The organism is Nocardioides bizhenqiangii, assembly GCF_034661235.1.
Taxonomy (GTDB): domain Bacteria; phylum Actinomycetota; class Actinomycetes; order Propionibacteriales; family Nocardioidaceae; genus Nocardioides; species Nocardioides bizhenqiangii.
Window position 1 is genome coordinate 317907 of record NZ_CP141059.1, and the last position, 14598, is coordinate 332504.

A 14598-nucleotide genomic window follows, 5' to 3' on the forward strand; every position below is an offset into this window, starting at 1 on the left:
GTAGCCTGCACGGATGCGTGACCCGAGCCCGCAGGGGCCCGCCGCGACCCGCCGCCTTCCCGGCCGGCTGACCGCGCCCCCGCCCGGGTGGACCGCCCGCGCCGACGTCGTCATCATCGGCTCCGGCATCGCCGGGCTGACCACGGCGCTGCGGCTGCGCGAGCACGTCGACAAGGTGCTGGTCGTGACCAAGGACGTCCTCAACGCCGGGTCGACCCAGTGGGCGCAGGGCGGCATCGCGGCTGCGCTGAGCCCGGAGGACACCCCCGAGGAGCACGAGGTGGACACGCTGGTCGCCGGGGCGGGCGCCTGCGACCGGGACGCCGTCCGCGTGCTGGTGACCGAGGGACCCGACGCGGTGCGCGAGCTGATCGCGCTCGGCACGAAGTTCGACCTCGACGCTGCCGGCGAGCTGTCGCTGACCCGCGAGGGTGGCCACCACCGCGACCGGATCGCGCACGCCGGCGGCGACGCCACCGGCGCGGAGATCCAGCGTGCCCTGATCGCCGCGGTCGAGGCGGCTCCGGACATCGAGGTGATCCAGCACGCCCTGGCCGTCGACCTGCTCCTCGGGGACGACGACGGCGTCGCGGGTGTGACGCTGCACGTGATCGGCGAGGGTGTCCGCGACGGCGTCGGTGCCGTGATCTGCCGCGCGGTCGTGCTCGCCAGTGGCGGGCTCGGCCAGGTGTTCTCCCAGACCACCAACCCCGCGGTGTCCACCGGCGACGGGCTGGCGATCGCGCTGCGCGCGGGCGCGACGCTGCGCGACCTGGAGTTCGTGCAGTTCCACCCCACCGTCATGTACCTCGGTCCCGAGTCGCGCGGCCAGCAGCCACTGATCTCCGAGGCGGTGCGCGGCGAGGGCGCGTTCCTCGTCGACGACGACGGCGACCGGTTCATGACCGGTGTGCACCCGCTGGCGGACCTGGCGCCCCGCGACGTGGTCGCCAAGTCGATCATGAAACGGATGATCGACACCGGCCGGCCGCACATGTGGCTGGATGCCCGGCACCTCGGTGCGGAGTTCTGGGAGCGCCGGTTCCCCACGATCCTCGCGACCGCCCGGTCGCACGGTGTCGACCCGGTCACCCAGCTGATCCCGGTCGCGCCCGCCTGCCACTACGCCTCCGGCGGAGTCCGGACCGACCTCGACGGGCGCACCGACCTGCCCGGCCTCTACGCGACCGGCGAGGTCGCCTGCTCGGGGGTGCACGGCGCCAACCGGCTCGCCTCGAACTCGCTGCTAGAGGGCCTGGTCTTCTCGCGCCGCATCTCGAAGGTGCTCCCCGGCGAGCTCGGCCCGTGGCGCGACCCGGCGGCGGACCGCCGTACGGCCGGCCTGGTGCCGGGATCGGTACGACGCACGTTGCAGGAGGCGATGACCTCGCAGGCCGGCGTGCTGCGCACGGCGGCCGGACTGGGCGAGGCAGGGGCGGTCATCGACAAGCTCGCCGGTGTCACCGCGGACCAGGTCGACCAGGACTCCTGGGAGACCACGAACCTGGTGACCATCAGCGCCGCGCTGGCGGACGCCGCGGCGCTGCGGGAGGAGACCCGTGGATCGCACTGGCGCGACGACTTCCCCGACCGCGACGACGAGCACTGGGCCGGCCACTTCGACGTCGCCATGACCGACGGTGTCACCACGGTGACCTTCCACCCGGCCCCGGCCACCGACACCGACCTGCCGACGACCGGGGTGGACGGATGACGCTCGCGCTCACGCCGTACGACGCGCTCCCGCCGCTGCTGCTCGAGGAGCTCACCAAGGGCGGCCTCGACCCGCGGGCGACCTACGACCTGGTCGCGGCCGCGCTGGCCGAGGACGTGCCGACCGAGGACGTCACCAGCGCCGCCACCATCGCGACCGATGCTCGCGGGGTCGCTGACTTCAACGCGCGCGAGCCCGGTGTGGTCGCCGGCCTCGGCGTGGCCGAGCTGGTCTTCCGGATGGTGCTCGGCGGCGGGTCGGACGGGGTCGACGTACCCCTGCGCATCTCCGACGGCACCGCGGTCGCACCCGGCGACGCCGTGCTCACCGTCGCCGGACCCGTGCGCGGCCTGCTGACCGCCGAGCGGACCGCGCTCAACATCGCGTGCCACCTCTCGGGCGTCGCGACCGCGACGGCCGCGTGGGTGGCCGCCCTCGAGGGCACCCGCGCCCGGGTGCTCGACACCCGCAAGACGCTGCCCGGCCTGCGCGCGCTGCAGAAGTACGCCGTCGCCTGCGGCGGGGGCGTCAACCACCGGTTCAGCCTGTCGGACCGGGCGATGGTCAAGGACAACCACGTGCTCGCCGCCGGCGGCGTCGTGCCGGCCTACCGGGCGGTGCGCGCCGCCTACCCCGACCTGCGGGTCGAGGTCGAGGTGACCGACCTCGACCAGCTCCGCGAGCTGCTCGAGGCCGGGTGCACCGAGATCCTGCTCGACAACATGCCGACCGCCACGATGGCCGAGGCGGTGGCGATCAATGCTGGTCGGGCGACGCTCGAGGCGTCGGGCGGGCTGACCATCGAGCGGGCCCGCGAGGTCGCGGAGACCGGCGTCGACTTCATCTCGGTCGGAGCACTGACCCACTCGGTCAAGGTCTTCGACCTCGGAATGGACCTTCGCGATGACTCTGCTCGCGGTTGACATCGGCAACGCGCACACCGTGCTCGGGATCATCCGGGACGGTGAGGTCGGCTCGCACTGGCGGGTCGCCACCGAGGAGCACCGCACCGCCGACGAGTGGGCCGTCCTCCTGCGCGGTCTGCTCGGACCGGAATCCGCGGAGATCTCCGGGATATCGGTCTGCGCGACGGTGCCGGCGGTGCTGAATTCGTGGCGCGAGATGCTGGCGCGGCATTTCGCCGATATCCCGCACGTCGTCGTCGAACCAGGTGTGCGCACCGGGGTGCCGATCCTGGTCGACAATCCGCGCGAGGTCGGCACCGACCGCATCATCAACGCACTGGCCGCCGCTAATGATTTCGGCGGTCCCGCGATCGTGGTCGATTTCGGCGGCACCGCCACGACCTTCGACGTGGTCGACAGCGAGGGGCGGTACGTCGGCGGGGCGATCACCCCCGGCATCGAGATCTCGATCGAGGCCCTGGGCCGGCGCGGCGCTCAGCTGCGCATGGTCGAGCTGGCCCGCCCGCGCGGGGTGATCGGCAAGAACACCGTCGAGGCGCTGCAGTCCGGGATGGTCTTCGGCGTCGCCAGCCAGGTCGAGGGAATGGTGGAGCGGATCACCGCCGCGCTCGGTGCGGAGGCCGGTGGGATCCGGGTGATCGCGACCGGATATCTTGCGCCCCTGGTCGTCGACGAATGCCGGTGCTTCACCGATCATTCACCGTGGCTGACGTTGCGCGGCCTGGAAAAAGTATTCCTCCGGAACGTGAAGTGAGCGCGAAATTCGATTTGCCTGAAATTGCCAGCTTTCCCCAACTTTCCTTTATCGCAGGAATGCGGCACTATTCGTTAAGGCCACCGATATCGGGCGGCTATCACTGAGGGAGGGAAGCTTCACCATGGCACAGCGCGTGAACATCGTTCTGGTCGATGACATCGACGGCTCCGACGCTACAGAGACGGTCGCTTTCGGACTGGACGGCACGTCCTACGAGATCGATCTCAACGAGAAGCACGCGGCCCAGCTCCGTGACGCCCTGGCCACGTACGTCGGTCACGGGCGCAAGGTGGGCGGCGGTCGCCGTACCCGATCTGCCGCGAAGGCCTCCGCCACCGGTGCCTCCGCCAAGGAGATCCGCGACTGGGCCCGCTCCAACGGCTTCAAGGTCCCCGACCGCGGCCGGATCCCCTCCGACGTGCGCGAGGCCTTCGAGGCCAGGTAGAGCTCGGCCAATCCAGTATTTCGCTCAGAGCGGACGGGATTTTCGCTGCCCACGGAACGCGTAGGCTGTTGGTCGGGTTGTACCCGTCGTACGCCCCGTGACGTGTGGAGGAGCAAGAGATGTTCGAGCGGTTCACTGACCGAGCCCGCCGGGTGGTCGTGCTGGCCCAGGAAGAGGCCCGCATGCTCTCCCACAACTACATCGGCACCGAGCACATCCTGCTCGGGCTCATCCACGAGGGCGAGGGCGTCGCCGCCAAGGCGCTGGAGTCGCTGGACATCTCGCTCGAGGCCGTGCGGGCCCAGGTCGAGGAGATCATCGGCCAGGGCCAGCAGGCGCCGAGCGGGCACATCCCGTTCACGCCGCGCGCCAAGAAGGTCCTCGAGCTGTCCCTGCGCGAGGCGCTGCAGCTCGGACACTCCTACATCGGCACCGAGCACATCCTGCTCGGCCTGATCCGCGAGGGTGAGGGCGTCGCCGCCCAAGTGCTGCAGAAGCTCGGCGCCGACCTCAACCGGGTCCGCCAGCAGGTCATCCAGCTGCTGTCCGGCTTCCAGGGCAAGGAGTCCGGCTCCACCGCCGCGTCCACCGGCAGCGGCAGCAGCGACGCACCGTCGTCGTCGCTGGTGCTCGACCAGTTCGGCCGCAACCTGACCCAGGACGCTCGCGAGGGCAAGCTCGACCCGGTCATCGGTCGCGAGCAGGAGATCGAGCGGGTCATGCAGATCCTGTCCCGCCGCACGAAGAACAACCCGGTCCTCATCGGCGAGCCCGGCGTCGGCAAGACCACGATCGTCGAGGGCCTGGCCCAGGACATCGTCAAGGGCAACGTCCCGGAGACGCTCAAGGACAAGCAGATCTACACGCTCGACCTGGGTGCCCTGGTCGCGGGCAGCCGCTACCGCGGTGACTTCGAGGAGCGCCTCAAGAAGGTGCTCAAGGAGATCCGCACCCGCGGCGACATCGTGCTGTTCATCGACGAGATCCACACCCTCGTCGGCGCCGGCGCCGCCGAGGGCGCCATCGACGCGGCGAGCATCCTCAAGCCGATGCTGGCCCGCGGCGAGCTGCAGACCATCGGCGCGACCACGCTCGACGAGTACCGCAAGTACCTCGAGAAGGACGCCGCGCTCGAGCGCCGGTTCCAGCCGATCCAGGTCGCCGAGCCGTCGATCGCCCACACGATCGAGATGCTCAAGGGCCTGCGCGACCGCTACGAGGCCCACCACCGGGTGACCATCACCGACGAGGCGCTGGTCTCCGCGGCGACTCTCGCCGACCGCTACATCTCCGACCGGTTCCTCCCCGACAAGGCGATCGACCTCATCGACGAGGCCGGCTCGCGGCTGCGCATCCGCCGGATGACGGCCCCGGCCGACCTGCGGGAGTACGACGACAAGATCTCCGACGTCCGCCAGCGCAAGGAGGCGGCGATCGACGGGCAGGACTTCGAGGCCGCCGCCCGCCTGCGCGACGAGGAGAAGCAGCTCATCCTCAAGAAGGCCGAGCGCGAGAAGCAGTGGCGCGCGGGCGACATGGACGAGGTCGCCGAGGTCGACGAGGAGCTGATCGCCGAGGTGCTCGCGGTCGCCACCGGCATCCCGATCGTGAAGCTCTCCGAGGAGGAGTCCACGCGACTGCTCAAGATGGAGGACGAGCTCCACAAGCGGGTCATCGGCCAGGAGGAGGCCGTCAAGGCGCTCAGCCGGGCGATCCGTCGTACTCGTGCTGGCCTGAAGGACCCCAAGCGTCCCGGTGGCTCGTTCATCTTCGCCGGCCCGTCCGGTGTCGGCAAGACGTGGCTGTCCAAGACGCTGGCGGAGTTCCTGTTCGGTGACGAGGACGCGCTGATCCAGCTCGACATGAGCGAGTTCGGCGAGAAGCACACCGTGTCGCGGCTCTTCGGCTCCCCTCCGGGCTACGTCGGCTACGAGGAGGGCGGCCAGCTCACCGAGAAGGTGCGCCGCAAGCCGTTCTCGGTCGTGCTCTTCGACGAGGTCGAGAAGGCGCACCCCGACATCTTCAACAGCCTGTTGCAGATCCTGGAGGAAGGTCGCCTGACCGACTCCCAGGGCCGGGTCGTCGACTTCAAGAACACCGTGATCATCATGACGACCAACCTCGGCACCAAGGACATCGCCAAGGGCATCAACCTCGGGTTCCAGCAGAGCGGCGACTCGGCGGGCTCCTACGAGCGGATGAAGAACAAGGTGCAGGACGAGCTCAAGCAGCACTTCCGGCCCGAGTTCCTCAACCGCGTCGACGAGATCATCGTGTTCCCGCCGCTGTCGCAGGAGCAGATCGTCCACATGGTCGACAACATGATCGCGTCGGTCGAGCTGCGGATGCGCGACCGCGACATGCGGATCGAGCTCACCCAGGCCGCCAAGAACCTGCTCGCCCAGCGGGGCTTCGACCCGGTGCTCGGCGCCCGGCCGTTGCGCCGCACGGTCCAGCGGGAGATCGAGGACGTGCTCGCCGAGAAGATGCTGTACGGCGAGGTAGGCCCCGGTCAGATCGTGCTGGTCGACGTCGACGGCGAGGGTCCGACCGCGACCTTCACCTTCGAGGGTCAGAAGGTCAGCGAGCTGCCCGACCTGCCGCCGCTCGAGACAACCGCGGTCGAGGGTGGTCCCGACGGGCCGGCGGCGCCGCTCGGCGGCGACGGTCCGACCGACGTGCCACGCACCGCGACCGAGTAACGCGTTTCCACATCGACCCGGCAGAGGTTCTCTGCCGGGTCGATGTCGTTCAGGGGAGCGCGTAGCGGTCGCCGACAGCGACGACGAGGCCGTCGAGCAGCGAGACCAGGCAGCGATCGCGCTGCTCGGCCAGGTCCCACGCGGCGTCGAGGCGGTCCTTCGTGACCGAACCCGGCGCATCCCGCAACACGGCGAGCAGCCGGCCGCGGCACTGACGGTCGGTGCCGGCGTAGGTCTGCAACGGGCGGGGTGGTCCGTCGTACGCCGGCCGACCCGCGGCCTGCCACGCGCAGGTCTCGACGACGGGGCAGAACGGGCACTTCGGCCGGTCGGCGGTGCAGACCAGCGCGCCGAGCTCCATCACGGCGACCGACCAGGTGGCGGCGGTCGGCGGATCCGCTGGCAGCAGCGCCTCGGCGACCCCGCGTTCGGCCTTGGTGACCGACCGGGCCGGGAACTCCACGCCCGCCACGGCCCGGCCCAGCACCCGCCGGACGTTGGTGTCGAGCACCACCTGGCGCTGGCGGTAGGCGAAGGCGGCCACCGCCGCGGCGGTGTAGTCGCCGACGCCGGGAAGGCCGCGGAGCGCGTCGTAGGAGTCGGGTACGACGCCGCCGTGGTCGGTCACGATCGCGACCGCGGCCGCGTGCAGGCGCAGCGCCCGGCGGGGGTACCCGAGCCGGCCCCAGGCCCGCACCGCCTCACCGCTCGCCTCGGCAGCGAGGTCGGCGGGGGCCGGCCAGCGGTCCAGCCAGGCCTCGTGCACCGGCAGCACCCGCGACACCGGCGTCTGCTGCAGCATGAACTCGGACACCAGCACCGACCACGCCGACGCGGTCGGCCGCCGCCAGGGGAGGTCGCGCGCGTGCGCGTCGTACCACCGCAGGATCGGGTCGACGAGGTTGGACATCGCGTCGATTGTGCCTGCCCCGCCGCGCCTCCGCGGATCGGGGACGGTCGCTGCCTAACCTCGGACCATGCCGCCGCTGACCCGTGGCCCGCTGCCGGCGGGCGTGTACTGGCGCCGCCGGCTCTTCGTCCTCCTGCTCGCGGCCACCCTGGTGTTCGTCATCGCCAACGTGCTCGGCGGCGGCAGCGACGCCAAGGACGACGACGTGCCGGCAGCGCAGCAGGCCGGCGGCGTCGAGGCGTCGCAGACGATCACCGTCAAGGACCGCCGGCAGGACCGCAAGAAGGACCGCAGGGTCACCGGCGGTCAGCAGGGCCCGTCCTACGACCCGGCCGTGATGGCGGACCCCGACGGCAACTGCGACCCGGCCGACGTCAGGATCACCCCCCGGATCGAGGCCGCGGTCGCCGGCGAGCCGGTCACGGTCGGGCTGAGCCTGCAGACCGTGCAGGCGGAGGCGTGCTACTTCCGGATCGGCGCCGACAAGGTGACGGTCAAGGTCACCAAGGGCGACCGCGAGGTCTGGACGTCGCGCGAGTGCCCGGACCCGGTGCCCGACGAGTCCGTGGTCGTACGGCGGGTGGTGGCGACCGTCGTCCAGATGACCTGGACGCCCTACCCGCAGGGCCGTCGCGGCGCGGAGTGCCCGGGCACGGACGACTGGCTGATGCCCGGCGCCTTCACCGCCACGGCAGCGGCACTCGGCGGCGAGCCCGCCGATTCGGACTTCGTGCTCGCCTCGCCCACGCCCGAGACGATCACCGTCTCGCCGGACCCGAAGAAGAAGGACCGCAAGAACAAGCAGGACCGCGACCCGTTGCAGGGTGAGTCGGCGCAGGAGGAGGCGCAGGGCGACCAGCCCGAGCAGCAGGCGTCGGACCGGTCGACGGACGAGCCTCGACGGTAGCCCCGGCTCGTCGAGTAGCCCGAGCCGCTAGGCGAGGGCGTATCGAGACGCGGTGACGTGCCCTATCACCGCTGGGCGGTCGCGTCACCGGGTCTCGATAGAGCGGTCGCGGCTGCGCTCGTTCCTCGCAGACCGCCTGCCTCAGACGTACCGCTCGAGGATCGTCGACTCCGCCAGTCGCGAGAGACCCTCGCGCACGCTCCGCGCCCGCAGCTCGCCGACACCCTCGACGGCCTGCAGGTCGTCGATGCCGGCGGAGAGGAGCTTCTGCAGGGTGCCGAAGTGGTCGACCAGGCCCTCGACGACGCCGGCAGGGAGTCGGGGCACCTTCGCGAGCAGCCGGTAGCCGCGGGGAGCGACCGCGCCGTCGAGGTGCTCGCCCGCGCCGATGCCGAGCACCCGCGCCACGGACGCGGGGTCGACCAGGTCGGTGGCGGAGAGTCCCTCCAGCTTGGCCAGCAGGTCGTCGGGGTCCCGGCTGCGCTTCCGGGACGGCACGTAGTCGCGGATCACCAGCTCGCGCTCGATGTCGACCCCGGTGATCAGCTCCTCGAGCTGGAGGGCGAGCAGCCGGCCGTCGGTGCCGAGCTCGAGCACGTAGTCGTCGATCTCGCGGGCGATCCGGGTGACCATCTCGAGCCGCTGCGCGACGACGGCGACGTCGCGGACGGTCACGAGGTCCTCGATCTCGAGGGCGGACAGCGTGGCGGACACCTCGTCGAGGCGCAGCTTGTAGCGCTCGAGCGTGGCCAGCGCCTGGTTGGCGCGGGACAGTATCTGCCCGGAGTCCTCGAGCACGTGGCGGGTCTCGCCGACGTAGGCCGCGATGATCTGCATCGACTGCGACACCGAGATCACCGGGAAGCCGGTCTGCTTGGCGACCCGGTCGGCCGTGCGGTGCCGGGTGCCGGTCTCCTCCGACGGGATCGAGTGGTCGGGCATCAGGTGGACGGCGGCACGGATGATCCGGGTGATGTCGCGGTCGATGATGACCGCGCCGTCCATCTTGGCCAGCTCGCGCAGGCCGGTGGCGGTGAACGGGACGTCGAGCTCGAAGCCGCCGGTCGAGATCCCGTCGACGGTCTTGTCGCGACCGAGCACAATCAGCGCACCGGTGCGGGCGCGCAGGATCCGGTCGAGGCCGTCGCGGAGGCCGGTGCCGGGCGCGATCGACGCCAGCGTCTCGCGAAGCCGCGGATCACCCCGCTCAACCACGCCGTACTCCCATCCCTACGCCGGGCGCGCACCCGGTCGATCGCAACCTTAAAGCCTGCGGTCGCTCACGGCCGAGTTATCCGCCCTCCACCACCTTGAGCGCGCGGTCGAGGTGGAGCAGCCGGAGCGCGGTGCGGACGTCGGGGGCCTCGACGACGCGCATGTCGTCGATCGAGCGGTAGGTGCCCGGCGACCCCGGCTCGGCAGGCACGACCGCCAGCTCGAAGCCGAGCCGGGCCGCCTCGGCGAGCCGCTGACGGACGTCGCGGACCCGGCGCAGCTCGCCGGACAGGCCGATCTCGCCCATGGCGACCACCCCGGCCGGGGCCGGGCTGAGGAAGCGGGAGGACGCGAGCGCGATGGCGAGCGCCAGGTCGGCCGCGGGCTCGGTGATCTTGGCGCCGCCGACGGTCGAGGCGAACACGTCGTAGCCGCCCAGCGTGATGCCGCAGTGCTGGTGGAGCACCGCGAGCACCATGGCGAGGCGGGACCCGTCGACGCCGGACGTCGTACGGCGGGGGCGATCCTGCGACGACGCCTCCGCGACCAGCGACTGCACCTCCGCCAGCATCGGGCGGCGGCCCTCCATGGTCACCGCGACGCAGGTGCCGGCGACCCGACCGTGGTGGCGCTCGACGAAGATGCCGGTCGGGTCGGTGACCGTCGTGATGCCGTCGGGGCCGAGGTCGAAGCAGCCCACCTCGTCGACCGGGCCGAACCTGTTCTTGACGGCGCGGAGCATCCGGAACCGGCTGCCGGACTCGCCCTCGAAGTGGAGCACGACGTCGACGAGGTGCTCGAGGACCCGGGGACCGGCGATCGAGCCGTCCTTGGTGACGTGGCCGACCAGCACCACGGTGATGCCGCGGGTCTTGGCGACCCGCACCAGCGCGGCGGCGACCTCCTTCACCTGGGTGACACCGCCCGGCACGCCCTCGACGCCGGAGGCGCCGATGGTCTGCACGGAGTCGACGACGACGAGCCGCGGCCGCGTGTCCTCGATGTGCGTGAGCACGGCGCCGAGGTCGGTCTCCGCCGCGAGGTAGAGCTCGTCGTGCACGGCGTCGGTGCGGTCGGCGCGCAGCCGCACCTGAGCCGCGGACTCCTCGCCGGTGACGTAGAGCGTGCGCTGGTGGCCCGCGGCGGTCCGTGCCGCCACCTCCAGCAGCAGGGTCGACTTGCCGACGCCCGGCTCCCCGGCGAGGAGGACGGCGGCGCCGGGCACGATGCCGCCGCCGAGGACCCGGTCGAGCTCGGGGACGCCGGACGAGTGGTGGACCGCCTGCTCCGCGGAGACCGTGCCGATCGGCACCGCGGGCGTGGTCACCGGCGCCGCTGCCGTGCGGCCCGCGGGCGCGGTGCCGACCTCGGCGACCGAGCCCCAGGCCTGGCACTCGCCGCAGCGTCCGACCCACTTGGTGGCGGTCCAGCCGCACTCCGTGCACCGATAGGACGCTCGCGCCTGGGTATTGCGGGAGCGCGTCGTCGAGGCCATGGTGCCGACGTTAGGCGACCCCTACGACAGTCCGTATCCTCGACACACCTCAGCAGACCCCCCAACTCGCAGAGGCGGCTGGAGATGTCAGTGCACGACGCGCGAGCGCTGCCACCGACTCTTGCCGACGTCGCCGAACGGGCCGGGGTCTCCCGGCAGACGGTGTCCAACGCGATCAACAACCCCGACCTGCTGCGCCCCGAGACCCTCGAGCGGGTCCAGGACGCGATCCAGGTGCTCGGCTACCTGCCCAACCGGGCCGCGCGGCATCTCCGCACCCGCGCGTCGCACCTGATCGGCCTGCGGATGTTGCCGGCCCAGGAGTTCACGGCCAACGCCACGATGGACCGGTTCGTGCATGCGCTGGTCGAGGCGTCGCGGGAGGCTGGCTACCACCTGCTGCTCTTCTCCGGGGGTCCCGGCAAGGAGGAGACCACCGCGGCCGACCTGGTGCGGGGCTACGACGACCTGCTCCGCTCCACCGCGGTCGACGCCTTCATCGTCACCGACACCTATCTCGGCAACCCGCAGACGCGGTGGCTCAGCGAGCGGCGCGCGCCGTTCGTGGCGTTCGGCCGTCCGTGGGAGGACCCCGACGCCACCCACCCCTGGGTCGATGTCGACGGTGCGGCCGGCGTCGCACTCGCCACCGGCCACCTGATCGAGCGGGGGCACGAGCGGATCGCCTGGGTCGGCTGGGCCGAGTCGTCCTTCATCGGCCAGGACCGGCGGGCGGGGTGGGAGCGGGCGATGGCCGGCGCCGGCCGGTCGATCGATGGGCTCGCGGTCGGTGTCGCCGACACCGTGGCTGCCGGGCGCGAGGCGTCGGCCGCGCTCCTCGAGGAGGTCCGTCCCTCGGCGATCGTGTGCGGCTCCGACACGCTGGCGGTCGGTGTGCTCCACACGCTCGCGGACCGTGGCCTCCACCCCGGCCGCGACGTCGCCGTCGTGGGATTCGACGACTCGCAGGTGGCCCAGGTCGTGCCCGGCGGGTTGACCTCGGTGCGGCAGCCGCTCGAGCAGGTCGCGCTGGAGCTGGTGCGGGCGCTGGAGGCGCTGCTCGCGCGGGAGCCGTACGACGCCGCCGGGACGCTGCTGGTCCCCACGCTGGCCGTGCGCGGTTCCTCCGGCTGAGCCGGCAGCGTGGCCCGCTCGGCCCATCGGATCAGTAGTCCCGTGACCAGAGGTTGACGGCGTAGTCGACCTCGAGCCCGTCGTGGTGGCGCAGGATCTCCTCGGCGACGTCGCGCTTGAACTCGATCCGCACCACCGCCTCGAGGTCGGCGCGGCTCTCGAACCGCCATCCCATGTCGACGGGGGTGCGGGTCCAGCCGCGCTCCGACCAGAACCGCTCGATCTCCGCCGGCGCGGGCAGGTGCGGGTAGCCGCGACGGAACCATGCGCCGAAGGTGGATCGCGAGCCGTCGTTGTCGATGATCAGCGCAGTGCCGCCGCGTCGTACGACCCGGTCGAGCTCGGCGAGCCCCGGCTCGCAGCCGGGTCCGAAGAAGTAGGCCCAGCGGGCGTGCACGACGTCGACGCTCGCGGCGGGGAGCGGGACCTCCTGTGCGGTGCCGAGTCGCACGTCGACCCCCGCCAGGCCGCGGGTCCGGCGCAGCGCCAGCCGCACCAGTCCCGGATGCGGCTCGACTCCGATCACCGCGGCCGCCGTGGCGGCGAACCGCGACAGGTGGAAGCCGGTGCCGCAGCCGAGGTCGAGGACGGTGCGCCCGTGCCAGGAGACCCGGTCCTCCATCGCGGCCCAGAGCCGGCCGTCAGGGTCGGCGGCGTGGTTCTCGAGCTCGTAGGTGGTGGTGTGCCGCCAGATGTTGGGACTCGGGACGGCGCCGCGCGCCGGCCGGTCGCTCACCGGGTGCGCCCGACGCGTCAGATCCGGACGATGCCGTCCGAGGTCTGCAGCTGCGCGGCGAGGATGCCGGGCGTGCCGTGGGGAGCGACCCACTCGACCTTGACGTCCTCCAGCGGAGCCTCGACGCTCTCGCCGAGCCACTCGCTGACCCGCTGCGGGTCGCCAGCGATCTCGATGCCAGCGAGAGAGATCGAGCCGTCGGCACCGGCGGACGGGTGCAGGTCGGCCGGCACCTCCCACTGGATGAAGAACGGGAGCTGCGGGTCGGCGATCAGGCCGTGGATGCCGATCTGCCTCCACTTGAGCTCGGTGCCGTCGGGGCGGTGCCGGCTGCCGACGACCGCGGCGCGGCCGAGCCGCTCCTCGACGGGGGAGATGTCGGGCACGGAGACGACCCATCCGAGCCAGCCGCCGCCGAGCGCCGAACGCGCCCGCACGGCCTGGCCGAACGGCGCCTTGTCGGACGCCGGGTGGTCCAGCACCTCGACGACCTCGAGGTAGGTCGCGTCGGCCAGCGGCAGGATCATGTTGCGGGTGCCGAACCGCGGGTGCACGCCGCCGTCGAGGAACTCGCGCCCCAGCGCCTTGCCGAGGCGGGCAGCGGTGCCCGCGAGTCCGTCCGGTCCGGCGGCGTACGACAGGTGATCCAGGCGCATGTCAGACATTCTCGGCCTGCGACGGTGGCGACCGGGAATCGGGGTCGGATTCTCTTGACGTGAAGAGTCCCGGGGACCGCGAGGAACGAGCGGACGCCGGATCGACTCGAAGGTCGAGTAGCCGCCTGGGCGAGCTTGCGAGCCCAGGACCGGCGTATCGAGACCCGGCGAGCCGAAAGCGGACCTCAGCCGAGCCGGTCGGCCGGATGCAGCGCCAGCGCCGACCGCGACCGGAGGTGGGCCTCGCAGTGGCGGACCAGCTCGTCGTACGCCGGCCGCCCCATCAGCTCGACCAGCTCGGGCTCGTTCGTGACGTAGAGCGGCTCGACGGCGACGTGCGCCTCGGTGTTGCCGGAGCAGTACCAGTCCAGGTCGTGCCCGCCTGCGCCCCAGCCGCGGCGGTCGTACTCGGTGATGGTGACCTCGGTGTACGTCGAGCCGTCCTGCCGCTCGACCTCTCGGTAGAGCCGCCGGATCGGCAGCTGCCAGCACACGTCCGGCTTGGTCTCGAGCGGGTTGCGGCCCTGCTCCAGCGCCAGCCCGTGGAGGGCGCACCCGGCTCCGGTGCTGAAGTCGGCGCGGTTGTGGAACACGCAGCCGCGCTGCCCGTCCACCTCGATGGCCCTGGTCTTGCGCTCGCCGTCCTCGTCCTTCTCGACCCAGTCCTTGCGCCGCACCTTCCGGCCGGGGTGGAACTGCCAGTGCTCCGGGGTGAGCTGGCCGACGTACTCCGCCACCCGGGCCTCGTCGTCCTTGTCGCTGAAGTGCGCGCCGAGCGTGCAGCAGCCGGTGTCGGGGGAGTCGGCGTAGATGCCCTTGCAGCCCTGGCCGAAGATGCAGGTGAAGGACGAGGTCAGCCAGGTCAGGTCGCAGCGCATCACCTCGGTGTCGTCGGCCGGGTTGACGAACTCGACGAACGCGCGGGGGAAGTCCAGGTCGACCTCGGGCACCCCTCCAACGTACTCGGCGTTCCTGGCCCGCTGCGGAGAGGGCGATACGGT

General features: G+C 71.8%; 13 protein-coding genes. 7 read left to right on the forward strand and 6 right to left on the reverse strand.

All coding sequences use genetic code 11. The features are described from left to right. Nucleotides 1-13: 13 nt before the first annotated feature. The 5 genes from SHK19_RS01545 to SHK19_RS01565 all read left to right on the forward strand — a co-directional run bounded on the left by SHK19_RS01545 (nt 14) and on the right by SHK19_RS01565 (nt 6544). Nucleotides 14-1714 (forward strand): L-aspartate oxidase, encoded by a 1701-nt coding sequence (locus tag SHK19_RS01545; RefSeq protein WP_322937653.1) that lies wholly within the window; start codon nt 14-16, stop codon nt 1712-1714. Then, on the forward strand, nt 1711-2637 hold the full coding sequence (gene nadC, locus SHK19_RS01550; RefSeq protein ID WP_322457524.1) for a carboxylating nicotinate-nucleotide diphosphorylase: 927 nt from the start codon (nt 1711-1713) through the stop codon (nt 2635-2637). The genes SHK19_RS01545 and nadC overlap by 4 nt, the downstream gene beginning before the upstream one ends. Next, nucleotides 2618-3394: a type III pantothenate kinase gene (locus SHK19_RS01555; RefSeq protein ID WP_322937654.1), complete on the forward strand. Its 777-nt coding sequence runs from the start codon at nt 2618-2620 to the stop codon at nt 3392-3394. The genes nadC and SHK19_RS01555 overlap by 20 nt, the downstream gene beginning before the upstream one ends. 136 nt (nt 3395-3530) lie before the next feature. Beyond that, on the forward strand, nt 3531-3842 hold the full coding sequence (locus SHK19_RS01560) for a histone-like nucleoid-structuring protein Lsr2 (protein WP_449867062.1): 312 nt from the start codon (nt 3531-3533) through the stop codon (nt 3840-3842). A gap of 119 nt (nt 3843-3961) precedes the next feature. Further along, nucleotides 3962-6544: an ATP-dependent Clp protease ATP-binding subunit gene (locus SHK19_RS01565; RefSeq protein WP_322457527.1), complete on the forward strand. Its 2583-nt coding sequence runs from the start codon at nt 3962-3964 to the stop codon at nt 6542-6544. A 49-nt stretch (nt 6545-6593) separates the two neighbouring features. Here SHK19_RS01565 and SHK19_RS01570 read toward each other — a convergent pair whose 3' ends face one another. Beyond that, nucleotides 6594-7454 carry an HhH-GPD family protein gene (locus tag SHK19_RS01570; RefSeq protein ID WP_322937655.1) on the reverse strand — a complete coding sequence of 287 codons (861 nt, stop codon included), beginning with the start codon at nt 7452-7454 and terminating at the stop codon, nt 6594-6596. A gap of 67 nt (nt 7455-7521) precedes the next feature. Between SHK19_RS01570 and SHK19_RS01575 the strand changes: the two genes are divergently transcribed. Further along, nucleotides 7522-8361 (forward strand): hypothetical protein, encoded by an 840-nt coding sequence (locus SHK19_RS01575; protein WP_322937656.1) that lies wholly within the window; start codon nt 7522-7524, stop codon nt 8359-8361. Between the two features lie 141 nt (nt 8362-8502). Here the strand turns inward: SHK19_RS01575 and disA are convergent, their stop codons facing one another. Then, nucleotides 8503-9576 carry a DNA integrity scanning diadenylate cyclase DisA gene (gene disA / locus SHK19_RS01580; protein ID WP_322457530.1) on the reverse strand — a complete coding sequence of 358 codons (1074 nt, stop codon included), beginning with the start codon at nt 9574-9576 and terminating at the stop codon, nt 8503-8505. A gap of 76 nt (nt 9577-9652) precedes the next feature. Then, nucleotides 9653-11071: a DNA repair protein RadA gene (gene radA / locus SHK19_RS01585; RefSeq protein WP_322457531.1), complete on the reverse strand. Its 1419-nt coding sequence runs from the start codon at nt 11069-11071 to the stop codon at nt 9653-9655. Nucleotides 11072-11155: 84 nt separating this feature from the next. Between radA and SHK19_RS01590 the strand changes: the two genes are divergently transcribed. Continuing rightward, nucleotides 11156-12205 carry a LacI family DNA-binding transcriptional regulator gene (locus tag SHK19_RS01590; RefSeq protein WP_322937657.1) on the forward strand — a complete coding sequence of 350 codons (1050 nt, stop codon included), beginning with the start codon at nt 11156-11158 and terminating at the stop codon, nt 12203-12205. A 31-nt stretch (nt 12206-12236) separates the two neighbouring features. On the opposite strand, the gene SHK19_RS01595 is transcribed toward SHK19_RS01590, so the two are convergent. The 3 genes from SHK19_RS01595 to SHK19_RS01605 form a co-directional block, all read right to left on the reverse strand. Then, nucleotides 12237-12941 carry a class I SAM-dependent methyltransferase gene (locus SHK19_RS01595; RefSeq protein WP_322937658.1) on the reverse strand — a complete coding sequence of 235 codons (705 nt, stop codon included), beginning with the start codon at nt 12939-12941 and terminating at the stop codon, nt 12237-12239. A gap of 17 nt (nt 12942-12958) precedes the next feature. Beyond that, entirely contained in the window at nt 12959-13597 is a 639-nt protein-coding gene (locus tag SHK19_RS01600) for a VOC family protein (protein WP_322457534.1), read from the reverse strand. A gap of 185 nt (nt 13598-13782) precedes the next feature. Beyond that, a complete protein-coding gene (locus SHK19_RS01605; protein WP_322457535.1) occupies nt 13783-14547 on the reverse strand; it encodes a hypothetical protein in 765 nt (254 codons plus the stop codon). Between the last annotated feature and the right edge of the window lie 51 nt (nt 14548-14598).

Bases quoted from the DNA above. Each gene is read 5' to 3' on its own strand.
- SHK19_RS01545 (WP_322937653.1), top strand. From the start codon at position 14: ATGCGTGACCCGAGCCCGCAGGGGCCCGCCGCGACCCGCCGCCTTCCC.
- nadC (WP_322457524.1), top strand. From the start codon at position 1,711: ATGACGCTCGCGCTCACGCCGTACGACGCGCTCCCGCCGCTGCTGCTC.
- SHK19_RS01555 (WP_322937654.1), top strand. From the start codon at position 2,618: ATGACTCTGCTCGCGGTTGACATCGGCAACGCGCACACCGTGCTCGGG.
- SHK19_RS01565 (WP_322457527.1), top strand. From the start codon at position 3,962: ATGTTCGAGCGGTTCACTGACCGAGCCCGCCGGGTGGTCGTGCTGGCC.
- SHK19_RS01570 (WP_322937655.1), bottom strand. From the start codon at position 7,454: ATGTCCAACCTCGTCGACCCGATCCTGCGGTGGTACGACGCGCACGCG.
- SHK19_RS01575 (WP_322937656.1), top strand. From the start codon at position 7,522: ATGCCGCCGCTGACCCGTGGCCCGCTGCCGGCGGGCGTGTACTGGCGC.
- radA (WP_322457531.1), bottom strand. From the start codon at position 11,071: ATGGCCTCGACGACGCGCTCCCGCAATACCCAGGCGCGAGCGTCCTAT.
- SHK19_RS01590 (WP_322937657.1), top strand. From the start codon at position 11,156: ATGTCAGTGCACGACGCGCGAGCGCTGCCACCGACTCTTGCCGACGTC.
- SHK19_RS01600 (WP_322457534.1), bottom strand. From the start codon at position 13,597: ATGCGCCTGGATCACCTGTCGTACGCCGCCGGACCGGACGGACTCGCG.